Here is a 19,201-nt window from a genome sequence, read left to right as displayed (position 1 = left end):
AAACTTTCCTGGGCTTTAGACCTCAACGCTTTTATTAAAAATCTTTTGATTGGAGACAAAAAGAGGGGTTTATTGGTATCAATCCACTTTGTTTTTAATCAGTTTTCCATCCTTCATAATCACCAAAAATTTCTCCTCTGGCTGAGCCAATAGATTGATGTCTTCCAAAGGATTGCCATCCACTAGAATCAAATCTGCCAAAGCACCTTGGCTTACTTCCCCCAATTGACCTTTGTAAGGGCTTCGATTACCTGATAAAGCTAAAAGGCGTGCGTTGTCATAGGTAATCATTTTGAGGATTTCGGCAGGCGAAAACCACTCCTGAAGCTTGAGAATGTAAGCATTTTGCTCTTTGTTAAGCTCTGGTTCAAATAGGAAGTCTGTTCCCCAGGCAATTTGAACTCCTAACTGCTTTGCCATCGGCCAAACTTTTTTCTGTCCCTCCAAAACCGGCTTTCTTTTTTCCCTTCGAGCAGGGTCCATGTTTGGGCTATCTTCCATTAAGTTTTGTAAACTCAACCAAATTCCCTTTTCAGCCATAAGCTCTAGCGTTTCTTCCGAAACCATTTGTCCATGTTCCACACATTTGACACCGGCCTTTATGGCTTTTTGAACCGCTCGGTCTGTGTAGGCATGAACGGTCACATAAGTTCCCCAATCCTCTGCCGCCTCTACAGCCGCTTCCATTTCTTCCAGGGTGTATTGGGTGACATCGATGGGGTCATAAGCGGAAGAAGTACCTCCTCCAGCCATCAGTTTGATCTGACTGGCCCCAAATCGAAGGTTTTCTCGAACAGCCGTCAAAACTTCCGGCTTTCCATCTGCGATAAAGGTGGCGCCAAATAGTTCGGCTCGGGATGGAGTTCCGAAGAACTTCCGTGAGCGCTCGTCAGGAGTTCGAAAATCCCCATGTCCAGCCGTCTGACTGATCACAGCCCCAGCTGGCCAAACCCTGGGCCCTTGTATTTTTCCTTGGTCAATGGCTCTTTTGAGAGGGAAAATAGGACCACCTACATCCCGAACACTGGTAAATCCCCGAAGCAGCATTTCCTCTGCTCCTTTACCGGATTTTTCGAGAATTAGCTCCTGATTCAATCCAGGCGACATCATTTGTACCATACTTAAGGACCCAAAAACCAAGTGCACATGCACATCAATCAATCCAGGAATTAAGGTCTTCCCTTTCCCTTTGATTTTGATCGGGGCAATGCGCATTTCTTTTGTCCAAGCTTTATCCATCTGCGCGATCATATTGTTCTCCACAAGTACATTTTGCGGCTCGGATAGAGTCATGCTCTTAGCATCAAAAACTCGAACATTTTGAAATACAACTCTGGATTGATCTTGGGACCAAGAAGGAAAGGAAAGAGTCCAAAGGATGCTGAAAAGGATAAAAGAACTGAGTTTTTTGATCAATGATGAGAAAGGAGACATAAGTAAAAAGGATGGATTTTAGAATTGAAAAAGAGAGACAGGGTTTAGAACGATAAAAGGTTTTCCTAGGTCTTCAAGTAAATTTAACAGAAAGTGAAGGTTCTTGTTTTGCTTTCCTCATTTTTCAATTGAATTTCTATAATTGCTCAAATTCTTCCGTTCAGAGGAAAGTGGGTTTATCGGTGGGAGATTTGAATTATATTCGTTGGTTTAAAAACCAAAACTGAAAAGAAGGCTAGAAAAATGAACCTTGAAACCCGGCTCCGAACTTTTTCCCAACTTAACAATGAAGAACTCTATCAAATACTTCGACTTCGAAGTGAGGTTTTTGTGGTGGAGCAGGACTGTGTTTTTTTGGATTTGGATAATAAGGATCAAAAATGCCAGCATCTCAGCCTCTATCAAGGGGAAGAACTAGTTGCCTATTGCCGAATAGTACCCGCAGGACTCTCTTATCAGGAGGTAGCAATCGGACGGGTAGTTTCTGCTCCGGCTTACCGAGGAAAAGGCCTTGGTAAAAAAGTGATGGAGGAAGCTATCGCTGCCTGTGAAAAGCTCTTTGGCCCTGTCCCCATCCGTTTGGGTGCTCAAACTTATGCCTTGAAGTTTTACCAATCATTAGGTTTCCGAGAGGAAGGTGAGGTTTACGATGAGGATGGGATTGAGCATATCGAGATGGTTTATCAGTTTGCTCCGTGAGAACTCTCATTTGCGAAAGTTTCAAGATTTGTTCAAGGGATACTCTATGCTTCAGGCTCCGTGTTCAACAATGAAAATTCCAGATTTTCATTTTTAATTTTCACGGCGTATTTTCAGAAGTACTTTTGACCGAGAAAATATGATATTTCCTACCTCCTCTAAAAAAGAGTCTACTGACTCGCAACTTACCATTTCCGAATTTCTTCCTTTGGGCTATCTCTATATTTTGATTTTGGGGATTTTGGCTGAGTCACTTTATTATGGACTGATCGGAATCAATTTTCTTAGTTATGCCAGTATTTTGGACGTGCTGCTAGGGCCGATTGCTATTTTGACAGATAAGCCTATCCTTTTGGTTTTTTTAGTCGTAATTGGTTCGGTTTTCTACTATTTGATGGTTGTAAAAGGAAGGAAAAACGCCAAAAACTCCGAACCCAAAAAAGAAGGAATAAACGGTTTGACGGCTTATGGACTCGTTATGGCTGTAATGGTTTTGGCAGCTTTCGTAGGCTATGGATTGGGGAAGGGAATGAAAGAGCGGTCCAATATTGCTGAAAACAAAATTGAGCATAACGTTACTTTACATTTCTTGAATGGAGACAAGAAGGAGGTAAGAAAACTCGGTAATACCAGCACTTTTATTTTTCATATTCAAAAGGATCAAAAGTCCATCAGCATTTCACCCATTTCCAATAATATCAAAGAGATCGAGCAGAGGAAGTGATTGGTAATTTTGTTTAAATGCGAGTGAAGACACTCACGACGGCGTTGAAAAGTGAAAGGAAATACGCCTTCGGCGAAATATAGTCGGCTTCGCCTCCTGAGATATACCTCACTTCGTCCGGCGAAATACTGGTTTTACCGTCACTGCGATCCCGAGAATCGGGAGGCAGGCAGTCTCGTAAATGAAAAGATATACGCCTTCGGCGAAATACAGTCGGCTTCGCCTCCTGAAATATACCTCACTCCGTTCGGTGAAATACTAGTTTTACCGTCACTGCGATCCCGAGAATCGGGAGAAGCCCGCCTCCCGGAGGGCAGGCAGTCTCAAGGAAGAGAAGGGTAAATTATGAGATTGCTTCGGGCCATTAACAGTTCCAGATTGTTTTTGGATTAGGGTGTGGCCCTCGCAATGACGGGGTTAATGCTAGTTTCCTAGGCGGTGATTGGTAATTTTGTTTAAATGCGAGTGAAGATACTCACCTCTGCGGTAACCGTCACTGCGAGTGAAGCGAAGCAGTCTTATATAAATGAAAAACTCAATACGTGAGTGAAGACACTCACGTCGGCGTTGTGATTTGACAATCAAACAAAATTTACCCTCACATTTTCCTAAGCTTCACTCACTTGTACATTGGTGAGGAAATCACCTATTTTTTTTGCATTTTAGATATTTGCTTAACTAATATATGATTAAGACGATTTTAGTGGATGATGAACGCCACGCTTTGGAAACTCTGAAAATGCTTCTGGAAAGACTTTTTCCCAGTCAATTTGAATTCCTATCTCTTTGCAATTCGGTGGATCAGGCTATTCCTGCAATTCAAGAATTAGAACCGGAATTGGTTTTCCTCGATATTCAAATGCCTCAGAAAAATGGGTTTGCCCTATTGGAAGTCCTACCCAACCGGAATTTTGAGGTGATTTTTACTACGGCGCATCAAGAACCCGCGGTGACAGCCTTTAAATATGCTGCGTTTGATTACCTCCTGAAACCGATTGATTCCCTAGAGCTTCAAAAATCAGTGATTCGCTATCAGGAAACCAAAAAAGCCGATCCGATACAGATGCTCCTAGAAAATCTGGGCCATCCACAAGATGGGTTAGAAATGGTGGCTTTTTCGACATCAGAAGGTCTGGAGTTTGTTCAATTTGATGAAATCAAATACCTCAAAGCGGACCGTAATTACACTTACTTGTTCCTTGAGGGAGATCGCAAATTATTGATTTCCAAATCTATCGGTCAAGTGGAATCCAAACTGCCTGAACAACGATTTGTGCGGATACACCAATCTTACACCGTGAATTTGAGCAAAATCCTTCGATACGATAGGGCAGAAAATTACCTGATTCTTCGGAGCGGGGAAAAGCTTTCTGTTTCGCTTCGCAAAAATTCCAATCTAACCAAGCGTTTTGCATAGCAGGGCTGTCTGTTTACTTTTTCTGCTGCTGATCTCCTGGTTTGGATATTCTCAGCAGCTTCCCTCACGGACCTACTCCACGGCGGAAGGACTCCCAAACAATGCCATTCGTTCGCTTTTGCTTGATTCAAGAGGCATTTTATGGATTGGTACCGAAAACGGTATTTCCAAATTCGAAAATGGTCTTTTTCAAAATTTTTATGAAGAAGATGGCTTAGCATTCAATAGCTGCTGGGCCATTGCAGAGGATAAAAATCATCACCTTTGGTTTGGAAGCTACGGTGGTGGATTGACATTTTTCAATGGAAAGGAATTCCGGAAAATCCAGGAAAGTGATGGTTTGGCCGATAATCGCATTCGTCACTTTTATCCTTATCAAAATTCCATGCTGGTCGGTACAGAGGATGGAATAAGCATAATCGATCTTCAAAGCCTAGAGGTATCTACTATTCCGAGTAGCGCCAAGGGAACAGACCTTAATTATACAACAGGTTTTTGGGAAGCGGATGGCAAGCTATTTTACAGTACCTATCGAAGTGGCTCATATGAGATTTTTTGGGAAAATGGATCCCCGAAAACTCGAAAAATCAACGGTTGGCTCCCGATTTATGGGGTTTTTCAGGAAGGGGAAAACCTTCTTTTAGCAGATAAAGGAAGCCTGAAGACTATTTCTCAGGTAGACTTTGAAGCAGGCAAAAGCCCTTCTATTTCTCAGCCCTCTTCGATTTTTTGGAAAAAGGTCTTGGGGCCAAATGAGGAGACTTTTCTTTTGGCCGCAGGTCTCTTCACCAAGGACGGGGGGATTTTCCAATATGAAAAAGGTCAGCTCAAAGACTTAAATGAGCAATTCGGCATTGATTCCAAATATATTCAAGCTGGTGCCTTAGATACCGATCGGGGTCTCTTGTTTTTTGGTTCGCAGGATAAAGGCCTATATCAGGTTCGAATCGACGGAACGCTAAATTATGACCCTTTTGAGGAGCGCGAAGTCATAGGAATTGCCGGTAGGCCTGGCCTATTGGGCTTTTTGCATCCTCAAGGAATAGAACTCAGGCCTTCGAATAGAGAAAGGATCGTAATCAATAATGTCCAATTCAAAGCCGTTCAGCAAAATTATTATCGCCAAAACCCCGAAAAAATTCCTGAACACATGGACGGCTTTTTTGAATTGGAGCCGAGTATCAAGGCGGAAGATTTAGAGTATTACGAGCTTCACTACCGGGATTCCTTTTTCTGGACTAATACGAATTTGGGGGTATTTAAACTTGATGAATCAGGGAATATCAGAACCTACCTTCCCGTCCATTGCTACAGCATGGGCTTTACTCCTGATGGAAAACTATTAGAAACCAACCCCTATGCTGGTGTTCGGATCTATGAAAATCCAGATACCTTTTCCTATACCTATTTCCATCCTGATGAGGCTCACACACCTCTTCAGATCGCCAAGGTGGTGACAGGAAAGGACCGAACCTATCTGGCTTCGGTCTTCCACGGCTTTTACCAGTGGGAGGGAGATGGCTTTCGATCCTATCTGGAAGATGGGATATGGGAGGAGGAAAAATTCAAATCACTGCATCAAATCCAATCCAGTGGAGATATTCTGGTTGGAACTGAGTTCGGGGAATTGTATCGAATCAAGCCTTATCCTGATTTCAAAATTCTAAAGCATTGGGGCAAGGATGAGCTTCAGGGCAGTTCCATTTTGGGAATAGAAACTTATGAAAATGTCATCATTGTCATCACCGAAAAAGGAATTCACCTGCTCGATGGGGATAAAAATAGCTTCTTGGATGATGAACAGGGCTTTTATCAGAAAGTTTTTCATAGCGCTAAGCGAATAGGAGATCAACTCTACCTTGGAACGAATAAGGGTTTTTACCAAGTCGACCTTCCCAGATTTACCAAAAATAAACCTCAAGACATCAGTCTCGGAATCACTGAACTCAAAATCAATCATGAACCAATTTCTAAGGATAATTTCGATTGGTTTGTTTTTCAGGGAAAGCGTTTGGAGTTGAAGTCCGATCAAAATACGCTTTTCATCCGCTTCAAACCCACCGGTGCACTTTACTCGGAGAAATTAACTTATCGATATCGCCTGAAGAAAGATGCCGAATGGACCGAGTACTTTACCGAACCAATCATGGAGCTTCCCTATATGCCTTGGGGTACCTATGATTTGGAGGTGGAAGTTTGGGATTACCACTCAGGCGTCATGCAGCTAACCAATCTGCTTTCATTCCAAATCGACCGACCAATCTACTTAAAGGCATGGTTTATCGGCTTATTAGTTTTTAGTATGGCGGGGATTTTCTTGTTCGTTTATCGGGTTAGAAGTGCAAAGTTTCGAGCCGAAACAAGAATTAATCAACGGCTGACTGAACTGAAGCTAGAAGCCCTTCGATCCCAGATGAACCCTCATTTTACTTTCAATGCGATCAACAGCATTCAGTATTTCATTCTAAAAAACGATCAGAATCAGGCATTGAATTATTTAGGGAAATTTTCGGCCCTGATTCGCCTTACGCTAGATCAAAGCAGTAAATCCCAGATTTCATTGCGAGAAGAACTCGATTATTTGAAGAAATACATTGAGGTAGAAAATATGCGTATGGACGATCGGGTCAACTGGAAGATCGAGGGAAATGCACTGGAGAAGGCTGATGAGATTTTTATTTCCCCCATGCTGATTCAGCCCCTGGTGGAGAATGTGTTTGTTCATGCCTTCCCTGTCGAACACCAAAATCCACGGCTATCTATCCGCTATGAACTGGGAGAGGATTCTCAGCTAATCTGCACAGTTGAGGATAATGGAATCGGAATCAGTCAAAGTAGCAGCTCTCACGAATCAAGGGGAACCCGGCTTATCCGTGAGAAATTGATGCTTCTTCCAGGCTATTCCGAGGACAGTTTGAAGATTAGTTCCGGTTCCTGGGGTACCAAAGTCGAGGTAAGGATTTTTTATTCGTCCTGAAAAAGAGTGCGGATGTACATTGTTGTATTGCAATTAAATATTGAATGAATTATAATTCTTTTATTATTTACATTGAGGAAACTTAAAAAGGAAGAAGAACATGAAGAATGAATTAGAGAATATAGGGAAAGCAGCTATAAAAATATCAGGTTTTTTTGAAAATATCCCTCAAGATTTAATTAAAAATAAACAAGATCTAATAGAGGTAGGCACCTTGGGAAATGAATTGCTTAAAACTTTCAATGAAGGAAAAAAGATAAATATTGAAGAGAAAAGAATAAACCTAATGCTAAAAAAAATGGCCTATGATTATAAAGAAAATAAATATATAATTAAAAAAGTATTTAAAGAAAGGAGTAGTGTTTTAGAACAACATTTTAAAGCGCTAGACCATGCATTGAAAAATGATGATAAAGAGGGGATTTTCTTTGCTTTGAAAGGAGCTTCCGATATAATTTCCAAATCACCATTTGAGGATATTGGAAAAATAAAATTAATATTAAGTAACAAGAATGAAACTTTACACCTTGATTTCTAAGCTAACATTTGTTCGAATATTTTTTTTTCTATCATTTCTAGTTACTTTATTTTCTTGTAGTCAAGAAACAAAAGAGGAAATAGATGATAAAATTAATAAATTAATATTAAAGGCTGATTCCCTTAATTCACTAAGTAGATATGAAGAAGCTATTGAATTAATTGATCAAGTAATTGAGATTAAGGATACAATACCTTATGCTTACATAGTTAAAGGAAACTCGTATTTAGGTTCTGGAAGATTAAAGAAAGCAAAAAAAAATTTTACAATTGCTATTGATAGAGAAGGTGAAAATTCATTTGGATATTTATTAAGAGCAAAAGTGAATATTGCACTGGAGGAATATGATGAATTTGAAAATGATATTAACATTTACTTGAAAAGTTATCCTACAGATACAGTTGGTTTAATTTTAAGATCTGAGTATTTCAAAAAAAATGATAAAAAACTAGCAATCAAAGATTTATTAACCATTTATTCTTTGGATTCAACTTCTCAAGTAGCTATTCGAAACCTAGCAATAAACTATTATGAAATTGGCGATATGGTTAACAGTTTAAATTTTTATTACAAAAATATTGAATTTTTGAAAGGCAATGAAAAAGATACTGTTGATTTTATTCTTGGTAAAATTAATTATCAAATTAATCAAATTGATAGTGCAAAATCCCGTTTTTTGAAGCTTGAGAAAAATAATAAATATTTAGATTCTACATACTATTTTCTTTCGAATATTTTTATTGTTGAAAATGATCTATTAGCAGCTTTAAATTATCTGGATAAAAAAAATTCCATTGCTCCAAATGATTATAATTCTCATTTTAAAAAGGCTTATTTACTTGAAAAAATGGGTAAATCTGATTTTGCTATTTCATCATCATTAACTGGATTAAAAGTTAAATGGGAAAATCTAAACTGGTTTTTAAAGGTTTTGCCATTAAGTCTATTTATTTTATCTATTTCATTCATTTTTTTTATTTATTCTAAAAACTATAAATCAAAGGATTTTGATAGAAAATCAATAAGAAAAGCTTTTTTTATTTATTTTGTACTCCCTTTCGGATTACATAATATTTATTTAAATTTTTATTACAAGTTTTTAGTTCATGTAGGGATAATCTTATTATTTGCTTATTATTTTTATTTCGATTTATATTATATTGGTTTTTATTATGAAGAGGTGAAATTAAATTTGACTAATAACAAGTTTTCATCATTATTTATTAACCTGTTAATTGTTTATTTCTTATTAGATTTTTTGACAATTCCGATTCAAACATTTTTAAGTATTAAAAATGAAAGAAGGATGATGACTAAAGAAACTCTTAATGATCAATTAAACGATTTGGGAGTTATAGTTGAAGATTTAGAAATAAGAAAATTAAACATAGAACAATTGATTAGCCGATTATGAGTTTTTTTAAGAATGTGTTTACATTAGGCGGATATGGTAGAATGGAAAATGAGCTTCAAAAATTTGAAGAAAGAAGGCTCGTATTTCTAACTTTAGTAAAAGAGTTTGAGGGATCTTTAAAATCTCAGAAGGCAGCTTTTAAAATATTAAAAAACCAAAGAAATAAAGCTGAAAAGAATATTTTTTTATTTAAAACAATCCTTTTACTAATTAAAAATAAAATAAAAGATAATCCAGCTGATGTAATTCAGGACGTTATGCAAATTAAAGGAGGTGCAAATGTTCCTACTAAGGTAAGAAGAGCCAAAACTGATATTCCTCAATTTGATTTAAGTAAATTTTCTGAAGATTTTTTTTTAACTACTTCTAAAAATTTGAATATGTTAGGCAAGATTAAAGATCCAAAGAAAGAAGACTTCATTATTACTGCTGTTGCAACTGCAGTTTCTGCAATTACAAATTCTATTGGAGGAATAATTAAGTTAAATCAAGAGGTTAATAATAAACGGAAAGAAATAAATTTCAATACTCAGTTATTGTTTAAAACCGCTTCAGAAATTTCTAATTATTTTCCAATCTTATATAGTGATACTTTAAGGGCCAATGAGATAGCTAGGACGTTGATTAAAGCAAATGAGACTTTTTCGATACAATATTTGGATATAATAAATAATGTTTTTCATGAAAATGAATTTGTTTTATTCAAAAAATTTGTTTTAAATCAAAAATTCCAAATTTCCGATGATGTTGTAGATAAAATTATTTTCCTTGGTTCCATTTGCTCTGAATATAATAAAATAAGTCAAACAAAACTCTATGAATCATGAATTACCTCCGCCCATACTCCCGCACCGAAATAGACAAGGTCTTTAACCAAGTGAAAGCTGCGATGCATGCTGAAGCAATAACCCGTGGAAATGGTAGAGCTATTTATAAGGATTGCTATACCGGCAAGACACTTTATGGAGGTGATCCTTATGACTACGAGCATATCTTTCCGTCCGAATTGCTGCACTCCAAATACAAGCATTTGCTATCCGATGCAGATATTGCCTTGGTCGTCAATTGCCCAGATAATGTGGCAGTAACCACGAGGGTAATCAATCAGTCGAAAGGAAAGCATGATCCTGAATATTGGCTTGGCCAAGCACACCACGTAAGAAACAATGACATCGATCTTCCCTATGCACTCGCTAATGTAAAGCGAGCGAAAGCAGGAATCGAACGTATGGTGGCCAAACTAAGTGTAAAATAAGCTTTTAGAATTTTCTTCAATCAACTCATTTGCCATGTCCACCTTCTACTGTGAATACTGCGGAACAAAATTTCCCCTAATTGCTAACCTTACCGCTGTGCCTTGTTACCGCCATCCCAATGGCCCAAATAGGGGTAAGCACAAGCTCTATGAGGGCAGCCTCAAATCGCAGTACACCTGCAAATACTGCGGTGCCACGAATAACAGCATTGCCAACCTAACCTCCGTTCCTTGTCCGCGACATCCGAATGGAAATTTGAAAGGCTATCATGCTCCAACATTATAAATGTTTCCTAGTAATTTTGAAAAGCTGATTTTGTTATGAAATCGGCTTTTTTTCTAGCTGATGATTTTCCATTTAGCATGATGGTTCTGAAATAAATCTATTTATTTCTCTTTTTTGTTTAATTAATGGTATTTTGGAAGGTTTAGATGTTAAAAAATCATCTCTTAATAAAAATATAAAGCCTGCAAATATTAACTCAAAGCCCACGCTTATTCAACCCTAGTCTTTCAAACCTTTTTCAGTGATATATTTATTTTATTTCTCGGGAAATTGATCTCGGTGTTAAGCGATTTTTAGTAACCGGTTTTTCTTCAGGGGTGATGGAAAAACCGGTTTTTTCATGGAAGATGAATTAGCCAGGTCGGTTTTGTTCATCCTTAATATTTTTTGATTCAATCAATCTCAGAGGCGAGGCAGCTTGCAGAGAATCAAAGCCTTTTTGTATTTATCGAAATATCTGATAACCAATGCTAGTTCCTAAAAAAGGTTGGAAATCTTCCCCTGAAAGATTGTAGGATAAATTGATTTGTATCCTGCCCAAATAAGCTCCAAACCGTAGACCGGGACCGAGGTTGCTAACCCATCTTTGCGTATCCTTCCAATTTCCAGGTTCACGAGAAGTGATAATAAAACGATTATGAGTATACAAATTCAAGCTGAGCCCAGTATAAAACTGCCTTAATCCTCCCTTTGGGCCATATTTTGCTTTTCCAATTCGGAAGTCACCAAAAAGGTAATTGTTTAAGACATAATTAGCTCCTTCGCGGCAGGAGGGCATACCCGGATAGCGTGGGTGCTCCTCGGTGCAACCACCTGGATAAACCGCAACCCCATAAGCCAAAGCCATAGGTTCAAAGCGATACCCAACCACAAATCGCTCATTTACTATCAATCGGGGTTCAAAAAACAATCCAACTCCGGTCATGGTGTTAAATTTCATATTGGACTTATTATACACTAGCCCAGCCGTAAGCGAAAAACTTTTGTCTTCCTTTTGCTGGGCAAAGGTAGTAGCAGCAATCATCAAAAAACTGATTAAAAGTAGCCGTGTTTTCATCGTATTTGTCCTCTTTTTCAAACTTAGCACCATTAAAGTAATCTCAAAAACGTGAAATAGGACACTCACGTTGGCGTTGACCGTCACTGTGATCCCGAGAATCGGGAGAAGCAGTCCCGAGGAAGAGAAGGGTAATTTATGAGATTGCTTCGGGCCATTAACAGTTCCAGATTGTTTTTTTATCAGGGTGTGGCCCTCGCAATGGCGGGTCTAATGCTAGTTTCCTAGGTATTCATAGCTTTCTCTATAACATGAGTGAAGACACTCACATCGAAGATATGAAAAGAAATACGCCTTCGGCGAAATACAGTCGGCTACGCCTCCTGAAATATAACTCACTTCGTTCGGTGAGATACTGGTTTTACCGTCACTGCGAGTGAAGCGAAGCAGTCTCAAGGGGATAGAAAGTTAAAACATGAGTGAAGACACTTACATCGGTTTTAATCGTCACTGCGAGTGAAGCGAAGCAGTCCCAAAATGAAGATGATTGACTTAAGAGATTGCTTCGGGCCATCCAAAATAAGAATAGCTTTTGGCTTTTGTTTCCGGCCCTCGCAATGACGGGTCTAATTCTAGTTTTCTAGGCATTCATAGCTTTCTCTAAAACATGAGTGAAGACACTCACGTCGGCAGTATGAAAAGAAATACGCCTTCGGCGAAATATAGTAGGCTTCGCCTCCTGAAATATACCTCACTTCGTTCGGAGAAATACTGGTTTTAACGTCACTGCGAGTGAAGCGAAGCAGTCTTATAAATGAAAAACTCAATACATGAGTGAAGACACTCACGGAGGCATTAGTGATTCTAGTCTTTGACTTGAACCAGATAAGAACTTGAACAAATAAAGAAGCCAAGTATGATGGCAAAGTGAGCAGGATATCTCAGAACCATGAACTTAGAACCTAGAACTTTACATCCTCAGCTATCCCTATGGTGATTTTAATGCTTTTTTGCGATAGGTCTAGTCTGTAATGGCGCTATATGCGTAATTAGCGATATGAAGAATTACGCCTACCTTTTGCTGATTTTGCTTGTCAGTTGTCAATTGGGAGAAGAGAAGCTTTGGCAACCCGAGAAAATTGATTTTCCGGGACCTGCTATTGCCTCATTGCCTGTCCTTTCGGCTTCAGAAGACCGCCTCTTGCTTTCCTTTGTTTCCCCACTATCTGATTCTACCCATGCCCTCTATTTTTCCGAATTTAAAGAAGAGGCTTTTACCTCACCACAACTCATTACAGAAGGAAAGGATTGGTTTGTAAACTGGGCGGATTTTCCCACTATCGTTGATAATCAGGGCAATCTCCTTTCCCACACCCTTCAAAAGTCATCGCCGGCTACTTTTTCCTATGACGTTCAACTTCAAGCGCTTCCAAAATCAGAAAGCAGATGGCAAAACAACCTACCCTTGCATCAGGATAGTACTTTGACGGAGCATGGGTTTGTAAGTTCCATCGCCTATTCCGATAGCAGCTATTTGGTGACTTGGCTGGATGGGAGAAATACTTCCGGGGAAGGACATGATCATTCTGCCCATTCTGGCGCCATGACATTACGAGTATCAGAGGTGAATCTTCAAGGGAAAGTGATTTGGGATGAACTCTTGGACGCAAGAACCTGCGATTGCTGTCAGACCACAGCTACTATGACTGCTGAGGGGCCCATTATTCTATACCGCAACCGCTCTGATCGGGAGATTCGGGATATAGCTATCACCCGTTTGGTCAATGGCAAATGGACGGAGCCGCGAGTCATTCATCCGGATGGATGGGAAATCATGGGCTGCCCAGTTAATGGTCCCAGAGTCGATGCAAGGAATGAAACTGTCCTCGCTGCTTGGTTTACTGATGCAGATCAGTCTTCAGCTGTGAAAGTAGCCTTTTCAAGCAATAGTGGTGCGGACTTTTCCCAAGCCCAAACAATCAGTACTGGAGATGCTTTGGGTAGGGTGGATGTGACTTTGTTGAATGATGAAGAAGGTTTGATCTCTTGGATGGAGATGAAAGAGGATGCTACTTACTTGATGGTTCAAAAGGTAAATCAGGAGGGAAATCTTTTTCCTGCTTATCAAATTGCCGTTATGAACCCAAGCCGAAAAAGTGGTTTTCCTCAGATGGAGCGTTTCGGCGATTGGATCTATTTTGCCTGGACGGAGATGGAGGAATCAGATACTCGGATCGCTTTGGCTAGGGTTGGGGTGGATAATTTTTGATTGGGAGGAATTAGCTTGGTATTGGATAAAACGTCAGTGAAGACTTCACATCGAAGATATGAAAAGAAATACGCCTTCGGCGAAATATAGTCGGCTTCGCCTCCTGAGATATACCTCACTTCGTTCGGTGAGATACTGCTTTTACCGTCACTGCGAGTGAAGCGAAGAAGTCCCAAGGAAGAGAGGGGTAAATTATGAGATTGCTTCGGGCCATTAACAGTTCCAGATTGTTTTTTTGATTAGGGAGTGGCCCTCGCAATGACGGGGCTAATGCTAGTTTCATAGGTGTTCATAGCTTTCTCTAAAACGTGAGTGGAGACACTCACGTCGGCAGTATGAAAAGAAATACGCCTTCGGCGAAATATAGTCGGCTTCGCCTCCTGAGATATACCTCACTTCGTTCGAGGATATACTGGTTTTACCGTGAGTGAAGACACTCACATCGGCGATAAACGTCACTGCGAGTGAAGCAAAGCAGTCTTAAGGGGATAGAAAGTTAAAACATAAGTGAAGTCTCTTACCCTTGGCATTAGACTAGATAAGGGTGCAACTCAGGGTATTTAATAACCCAGAATTAAAGATCTATTTCGTTTTCGAGGCGCTCAATAATTTCATCGGAAAGCTTCCAGGGGTAATCTTTCAATATCCTTTCATAGACTTCTTTCCATTTGGGAGAATTTTTGTCCCTCAAGGTTTCCCGTTCTGCTTTGAGCAGTCTATTGATATCATAGACACTATGAAAACCCGGGTAAGCTATCTCAGCGGCATTCAAGGTTTCGATCACCTGATCTATTTCTCGGTCAAAAAGATATTCAAAAGCGGTTCTCTCCAGATTTTTGGCTTTTTGGTACTTGGATACCGTGCTTTTACTTCCACCAATTTGTAAAAGGATATCATTTCCATAATCATCCCGAATATCCTCTGGTCTTGGATTGGGAATAGTTGTAGGGGGATTGGTCAACAAACTATCACCACCTGTGGGGAATCTTTCCGGGCCTGTCTCCGGATTTGAATCCGGGATTTGAGCTATGGGCCTTCTTTTCCTTGAAGTACTATCTGGCTTGATGGCCATGACCTGCGGAAAAAGCTCCGTGTCCTCATCATAGATCTTGGATTTGATGGTGGCCAAAGCTTGCATGGCATTCTGAATGGTGGTTTGGTTGATTTCTGATGGTAAGGGGAGGAGGGTAGTCACTTCCCGGGATTTGATCCCAACCACTTCGATCATCATGGTTCCTTTGATAGTACCTTGCTTTGCGGCCAAACCGATAGAAGAGAGATCTCCGATATTGATTCCGGATTCATTGGCAGTCAAAAGGGTGATCAATCGCAGTCCTACACCCACCCGGCGGAAACCAATAAAGGAACCATCTGTGCGAACCTCAGCCAAGGTGGCGAATTTCATATAGTCCATGGTCACCTTGTAGCTGGAGTTTTTGGTAGAAACCGTCACCGGCAAATAGGATATTCCACCTTCTGAATTCACCTGACCGATACTGACCAATACGGTTTCATTATTCAGAAATTGAAAAATCTCATCGCTATTCATCAGTTTGATGTCCTTGGTGTAGAGGTCGCCATCCCTGGCAAGCAAGATCTCATCATTGTATTCAATGGGATCGATGGGGATAAATCCCCGAAAGTTGGAATAGGTCTTGGCATCCGTCAATAAATTCTCATGTGACCTGCAGGCGGATATAAAGCAGATCAAAGCAAAAACAACAATAAATCTAGTCATGGTCTTTTGGGGGCGGGGTGGGTAAAAAGTGCCTTTTATTTCTCTTTAAAATCAATCTTTAATTTTGAATGAGATTCAATATAGAAAAATTATCCGATTGACAGATTCTGTAAAGCAAACAAGGTTTATTATTTGAAGGGAAGTAGGAAGGAAAATGATTTCAGGCTTTCTTGAGTTTTTGTTTGAGGAAGCAAACTCTGGACTATAAAACATAAAAAAGGCGATGCTTAACACATCGCCTTCTTTCGGTAAATTGCTTATCACTTACTATTCACCGAATGGGTCAAAGTTCCAGTCATTGAAGATGGATATTACTTTTGCTTCCAGATTACTGATATTCTTCATATCAGATGCTTCAAATGCACCGGAAGCAAATCCTTGCCATACCTGATTACCGGTTTGAGCATCAATGAAATTTACTATCACAGTTCCTGCTTTCACAGGTACCATTTTGGTACTAATCGAACGTGGACCAAAGCCTAAATAATCTTGACCATTGGTCATTGTGTACGTTCTTAATTCAGTTGGCTTTTCTAAAATCTGGAAATTGACCAGCATATCTGGGTTTTGCATGTCGTGTACAAAGCCTCTGGCATCCATTTGCGTATCAATCGCATCTTTCACGTGCGCATTGGCTGTTTCGTTATTGTACACAAGCACCATACTTCCATCGACCAATACATGATCATCTGGAATTATTTCCTTGTTAAATACCCAGTCGTAACTTTCATAGTCAGACAAGTCTTTACTCTCTCTGACATCGGTATAGGTCTTTTGCGCTAGCGTAAATGATGTAGCGAAAAAGAATACCGCTGCTAAACTGAATAATGATTTGTATAAATAGTTGTTCTTAAAGTAGTTCATAATATTAAGGTTTTTGTTTGTGGTTTATCTACTACTATTAACGCCTTATATATATAAAGGTTGTCTTTTTTGTTTATTGTTAATTTATATTATTTTGTATATACTTATTGATACTAAATATATTTTAATTAGATTTTTATAATAACATTATATTTTATATTAATAGATATGTCCAAATAATATTTTTTTTAAAAAAATATCGAAAAGGTATTATTAACAGTAGATAAAGGATCTGTATGTGCTTTGGAAAAAGGAATTAAAAAATACCTAGATTTGGGAATGGGGGAGAAGGAGTACAGACGTCCAAAGATAGCCGTGCCGGAGTTTTCGGAGGCTAATGGATTCTACACGACTCCTAAGCGATCTTTCAATATGTCCAAAATCAGGTCGAAAGGCACTAAACCTGAAAAGCTACTCAAGAAAGCTCTTTGGCATGCAGGAATACGACATAAATCTCCCAAAAAGAAACTCCTAGGCAATCCAGATATTAGCCTCAAAAAATACAAGCTGGTCATTTTTGTAGATGGTGCTTTCTGGCATGGCTATGATTGGGAAAACCGGAAACATGCCATCAAATCCAATCGGGAATTCTGGATCGCCAAAATAGAACGAAATATGCAAAGAGACGAGGAAGTCAATGCCTATTACAAAGCCAAAGACTGGAGGGTTTTAAGGTTTTGGGATTTTGAGGTCAAAGGCGAGTTGGGGAGTTGTTTGAAAAGCATTATTGATTATATACCTCCAAATTGCTGAACTTTTGAATATCAATTTTTGCTCATCGCAAAGTCTTTTATTTACCTGCCAACGGAAGGCTAGTTTATCCAAACTGAAAATTTTTAGTTGCTCCCGCAGATCCCCGCAGAAAAAGACGCAGATGTTCGCAGATTAATTCACAATAAGAATTGAAAGATCAGCGTAAATCAGCGCAACCAATCCGCGTAAATCAGCGTGCTATTTTTTCTCGCGAAAAGTTGGTTTAGCAGAAGTCTTCGAAGCTCGCTTTATAGAATTGAGCTAAACTCAATTAATTTACTTATTCAAAACCACTCTTCTATCACCATTGAGGTTTAGTTGAGACAATGATTTCATTGTCTAATTCGGCAATTAATAGTGTGCCTTCAAATTGGATTTTTTTAGCTCCTTTCTTTTTGGCTTTTTTAAGCTCTTTGATCAAATTTTTGATTTTTAAGTCTTTCATGGTTTTGGTGTTTTTATATTGAGATATTTGAATAAGTAATCAGAACCTAATTGATAAATATCAACTTGGTGAGCTTCACAGACCTGAAAAGCTTGCTCTATTAATTTGTTTCTGAGCAATGCTTCTTGAGCGGTATAAGTTGGCTGCATAGTCTCTTGGTCGATATAATTTTGAAAATCCTCATCAGGATGAAAATTCAATCTTTCTTTGAATAGAAGATGATGGAAGAAAGATTTGACATCTTCAAGGTTTTGAATGGAAACAATCATTAGATTTTAAATTGATTATTAAAACAAGACAGTTAAAAAGCCCTGATGGGTATTTCCAGAGGTATCCAGGAGGCTTACTTCTACATTTGTTATCACTTGCTTACTCTTCTTAGTTAAATTGACCAACTGCTTTTCTGGGGAAACCGCAGTGATTTTTCCAGATACCTGGCTTCCTGAATTTGAGATTATGGTTCCTTCAAATCCAACCAGGTCTGAGTTATCGACTTCTGCGATTTCCAGGTCATTCAAATTCACTTTTGAAATCGGCGGAAAGGACCAGCCAGTTTTTAAAGCTTTGATATCTGCCTTGGCTGGAATTTCTCCATCATAGTCGAAAATTTCTATCAAGAGATAAAGCTGGTTCGGATCTTCATCAGGATAAGGCGTATGGAATCGGACTATTTGACCAATTTCACTCGGGTAATTAATCGTTTTCTCTAGGGGTTTGTAGTTTATTTGCTTTAAATGCTCAAACAATTTAAATCGGATGTCTTCTATCAATTTAAAATGTTCATTGCACAATAAACCGCCCTTGATTTCATGAAATGGGAGTTTATAACATTGAGCAAAGTGGCTGAGAGATTGTATGGCAGATTCAGAATAGGAAGTGGAACCTCCAAGAAGCCTAGCCTTCTTAAAAACCAATTTCTCGCCTAGGTATTCATGGGTTATAAGTCCTTCATCGTAGTAATTCTGAATAATGGGGAGTTGGTCTTCCGTTCCTAGAGAAATAAAGAGCTCCTCGCTTATGGGATCAATATCATTGTAATTTTGATTTATCCATGCCATCAGTTTAATGGCTGACTCGACAGCAGCTTCCTCAGTCGGATGCCATTCCTGCCAATCCAGATTTTCAAAGTCGTATCTTCCCAAAATTCCTTTGAGTTGACTTAGGCAAATGAAATGAGGTTCTGAAGGATTATTCGTAGGCTGGGCCATGATGGAAACCAAGAGTTCTTTATCAAAGCCAAGAAATTCGATGTATTCATTTTCTTCATCAATTTCAGCCAATATCCAGTTTTTGGGTAGGGTAGGAGGCAGGTAATTGCTGAACATGGTTTTTTTGTTAATATCGTTGTCAAATCGAACGATAATAAGATAAGGAAAAAACAAAATGTTTAC

Annotated in this window: 17 protein-coding genes; 10 read left to right on the top strand and 7 right to left on the bottom strand. The window is 39.0% G+C overall.

What is annotated here, in order from left to right; genetic code table 11:
* Window positions 1–78: 78 nt before the first annotated feature.
* Window positions 79–1,434 (bottom strand): metal-dependent hydrolase family protein, encoded by a 1,356-nt coding sequence (locus CDH51_RS02100; protein WP_100627033.1) that lies wholly within the window; start codon window positions 1,432–1,434, stop codon window positions 79–81.
* A gap of 243 nt (window positions 1,435–1,677) precedes the next feature.
* On the opposite strand from CDH51_RS02100, the gene CDH51_RS02095 reads away from it, so the two are divergent.
* The 8 genes from CDH51_RS02095 (at window position 1,678) to CDH51_RS02060 (ending at window position 10,458) form a co-directional block, all read left to right on the top strand.
* Complete coding sequence (locus tag CDH51_RS02095; protein ID WP_100627032.1) at window positions 1,678–2,133, top strand: GNAT family N-acetyltransferase; 456 nt, start codon at window positions 1,678–1,680, stop codon at window positions 2,131–2,133.
* A gap of 139 nt (window positions 2,134–2,272) precedes the next feature.
* The gene (locus tag CDH51_RS02090) at window positions 2,273–2,857 is read left to right on the top strand and encodes a hypothetical protein (RefSeq protein ID WP_100627031.1); all 585 of its coding nucleotides are present in this window, start codon (window positions 2,273–2,275) and stop codon (window positions 2,855–2,857) included.
* A 685-nt stretch (window positions 2,858–3,542) separates the two neighbouring features.
* Complete coding sequence (locus tag CDH51_RS02085; RefSeq protein WP_100627030.1) at window positions 3,543–4,274, top strand: LytR/AlgR family response regulator transcription factor; 732 nt, start codon at window positions 3,543–3,545, stop codon at window positions 4,272–4,274.
* Window positions 4,267–7,251 carry a sensor histidine kinase gene (locus CDH51_RS02080; protein ID WP_100627029.1) on the top strand — a complete coding sequence of 995 codons (2,985 nt, stop codon included), beginning with the start codon at window positions 4,267–4,269 and terminating at the stop codon, window positions 7,249–7,251. Before CDH51_RS02085 ends, CDH51_RS02080 begins: the two co-directional genes overlap by 8 nt.
* Window positions 7,252–7,351: 100 nt before the next feature.
* Complete coding sequence (locus CDH51_RS02075) at window positions 7,352–7,789, top strand: hypothetical protein (protein ID WP_100627028.1); 438 nt, start codon at window positions 7,352–7,354, stop codon at window positions 7,787–7,789.
* Complete coding sequence (locus CDH51_RS02070; protein WP_100627027.1) at window positions 7,764–9,203, top strand: tetratricopeptide repeat protein; 1,440 nt, start codon at window positions 7,764–7,766, stop codon at window positions 9,201–9,203. Before CDH51_RS02075 ends, CDH51_RS02070 begins: the two co-directional genes overlap by 26 nt.
* Window positions 9,200–10,030, top strand: coding sequence for a hypothetical protein (locus CDH51_RS02065; RefSeq protein ID WP_157807022.1), 831 nt, complete (start codon window positions 9,200–9,202; stop codon window positions 10,028–10,030). Before CDH51_RS02070 ends, CDH51_RS02065 begins: the two co-directional genes overlap by 4 nt.
* Window positions 10,027–10,458 (top strand): hypothetical protein, encoded by a 432-nt coding sequence (locus CDH51_RS02060; protein WP_100627025.1) that lies wholly within the window; start codon window positions 10,027–10,029, stop codon window positions 10,456–10,458. The genes CDH51_RS02065 and CDH51_RS02060 overlap by 4 nt, the downstream gene beginning before the upstream one ends.
* Window positions 10,459–11,189: 731 nt before the next feature.
* Here the strand turns inward: CDH51_RS02060 and CDH51_RS02050 are convergent.
* Window positions 11,190–11,801, bottom strand: coding sequence for a hypothetical protein (locus tag CDH51_RS02050; protein ID WP_100627022.1), 612 nt, complete (start codon window positions 11,799–11,801; stop codon window positions 11,190–11,192).
* Window positions 11,802–12,798: 997 nt separating this feature from the next.
* Here CDH51_RS02050 and CDH51_RS02045 point away from each other — a divergent pair.
* Window positions 12,799–14,010, top strand: a complete 1,212-nt coding sequence (locus CDH51_RS02045; protein ID WP_100627021.1) for a hypothetical protein — start codon at window positions 12,799–12,801, stop codon at window positions 14,008–14,010.
* Window positions 14,011–14,584: 574 nt separating this feature from the next.
* Here the strand turns inward: CDH51_RS02045 and CDH51_RS02040 are convergent.
* Window positions 14,585–15,748, bottom strand: a complete 1,164-nt coding sequence (locus CDH51_RS02040) for a hypothetical protein (RefSeq protein ID WP_100627020.1) — start codon at window positions 15,746–15,748, stop codon at window positions 14,585–14,587.
* Window positions 15,749–16,015: 267 nt separating this feature from the next.
* Window positions 16,016–16,612 (bottom strand): DUF4136 domain-containing protein, encoded by a 597-nt coding sequence (locus CDH51_RS02035; protein ID WP_100627019.1) that lies wholly within the window; start codon window positions 16,610–16,612, stop codon window positions 16,016–16,018.
* A gap of 243 nt (window positions 16,613–16,855) precedes the next feature.
* Here CDH51_RS02035 and CDH51_RS02030 point away from each other — a divergent pair, with 243 nt between their 5' ends.
* A complete protein-coding gene (locus tag CDH51_RS02030) occupies window positions 16,856–17,365 on the top strand; it encodes a very short patch repair endonuclease (protein WP_232724725.1) in 510 nt (169 codons plus the stop codon).
* Between the two features lie 301 nt (window positions 17,366–17,666).
* Here the strand turns inward: CDH51_RS02030 and CDH51_RS20010 are convergent, their stop codons facing one another.
* From CDH51_RS20010 to CDH51_RS02020, 3 genes are read right to left on the bottom strand one after another with little or no spacing between them, the layout of a single operon-like run.
* Window positions 17,667–17,810, bottom strand: coding sequence for a hypothetical protein (locus tag CDH51_RS20010; RefSeq protein WP_157807021.1), 144 nt, complete (start codon window positions 17,808–17,810; stop codon window positions 17,667–17,669).
* Entirely contained in the window at window positions 17,807–18,079 is a 273-nt protein-coding gene (locus CDH51_RS02025; RefSeq protein WP_100627018.1) for a hypothetical protein, read from the bottom strand. Before CDH51_RS02025 ends, CDH51_RS20010 begins: the two co-directional genes overlap by 4 nt.
* Before the next feature lie 18 nt (window positions 18,080–18,097).
* The gene (locus tag CDH51_RS02020) at window positions 18,098–19,135 is read right to left on the bottom strand and encodes a hypothetical protein (protein ID WP_100627017.1); all 1,038 of its coding nucleotides are present in this window, start codon (window positions 19,133–19,135) and stop codon (window positions 18,098–18,100) included.
* Between the last annotated feature and the right edge of the window lie 66 nt (window positions 19,136–19,201).

This window comes from Algoriphagus formosus, from assembly GCF_002807035.1.
In the GTDB taxonomy this organism is placed as follows: Bacteria; Bacteroidota; Bacteroidia; order Cytophagales; family Cyclobacteriaceae; genus Algoriphagus; species Algoriphagus formosus.
This window is presented reverse-complemented; position numbering and strand designations above follow the sequence as displayed.